This is a genomic window from Thorsellia kenyensis, assembly GCF_042432445.1.
Taxonomy (GTDB): domain Bacteria; phylum Pseudomonadota; class Gammaproteobacteria; order Enterobacterales; family Thorselliaceae; genus Thorsellia; species Thorsellia kenyensis.
On the sequence record NZ_JBHLXE010000029.1, the window covers coordinates 1 to 1,678 of the forward strand.

The window sequence follows — 1,678 nt, forward strand, 5'->3', positions numbered from 1 at the left end:
AGACAATGTATCGATTGGTACAGGCTCGATTGACAGTCTTGCTTTAGGCAGCAGCGCTGCTATAGGCACCGGCTCAGAAGGGAGCATTTTATTAGGGTCAGAAGGCTCCTTAGGTAATAATGCCGATAATGCGATAGGGATAGGTTCGAATGTCAGTGTTGGAGAACTAGCCAGTTTATCTATCGGCATAGGTTCAGGGGCTCTTATAGAAGCAGCGACTAGTGTTGGTATAGGAGATAATGTATCGATTGGTACAGGCTCGATTGACAGTCTTGCTTTAGGCAGCAGCGCTGCTATAGGCACCGGCTCAGAAGGGAGCATTTTATTAGGGGCAGAAGGCTCCTTAGGTAATAATGCTGATAATGCGATAGGGATAGGTTCGAATGTCAGTGTTGGAGAATTAGCCAGTTTATCTATCGGCATAGGTTCAGGGGCTCTCATAGAAGCAGCGACTAGTGTTGGTCTAGGAGATAATGTATCGATTGGTACAGGCTCGATTGACAGTCTTGCTTTAGGCAGCAGCGCTGCTATAGGCACCGGCTCAGAAGGGAGCATTTTATTTGGGGCAGAAGGCTCCTTAGGTAATAATGCCGATAATGCGATAGGTATTGGCTCAAATATTAATATACTTGATGGGGCTGTTGCTTCTATAGGTATAGGTGCAAATACTATTATTAGATCTGAAGGAAGTATTGCTGTCGGAGATGGTGTGAGCATAGGTAATAATGCCATAGATTCATTAGCTTTAGGAGCTGGAGCGAGAATTCTTGATGGAAGTAGTGATTCTTTAGCTATAGGTGCTGGAACTCTAGTAGATGCATTAGGATCGATAGCGTTGGGTGCAGGATCTCAAACAGATAGAAATTATGTTCTATCAATAGGATCAGGGATTGAAGGCGATATTTTAGAAAATAGAATTATAGCGAATGTAGGCGTTGGTATTCTTGATACTGACGCAGTCAATTTAGGGCAAGTTAACCAACTGATAGGGGACAATAAAGCTTACTATTATAGTGTTAAAGCAACTAGTCAACAAGGTAATTACAATAATGATGGTGCTACAGGACTAAATTCGATGGCTATAGGTATTAATGCCAGTGCAAGTGGGGATACAAGCACAGCGCTAGGTTTTGGTGCAGCAAGTACAGGATCTGCAAGTCTTGCTTTAGGTACAAATGCTCAAGCAAATCAGCTTAATAGTATCGCCTTAGGAGCAGGCTTAGGGACTATAATTAATGCAATAAATAGTGTAGGCATAGGAAGTGATGTCACTGTTGGTTCAGGATCGTCTGAAAGTGTAGCGATCGGAAGCTTCGGAAAAATTGGTGCAGGTTCTGAATCTAGTATCTTATTAGGTACACAAAATGAATTAGGCAATAATGCTGATAATGCGATAGGCATAGGTTCAAATATTTCCATAGCAGATTCAGCCAGTTCTTCTATAGCCATAGGCATTGGTAGTATAGTTAATTCAGCAGAAAGTATCGCTATTGGTGAAGGAGTAAATATAAGGAACAATGCACTAAATTCTTTATCACTGGGCAATAATTCAAGCATTGGCAATGGCGCTAATAACTCAATGGCTTTAGGATTTAATGCTGAAATAGGCGACCTGGCTGCATTATCTATTGCTTTTGGTAACAATGCCCTGGTGAATGCTGCGCAAAGTGTCGGTATA

At 42.0% G+C, this 1,678-nt stretch carries 1 protein-coding gene; it reads left to right on the forward strand.

What is annotated here, in order from left to right; all coding sequences use genetic code 11:
* A partial coding sequence (locus ACFFIT_RS03145) for a beta strand repeat-containing protein (RefSeq protein ID WP_385876194.1) occupies nucleotides 1-1,678 on the forward strand: 1,678 nt, incomplete at both ends.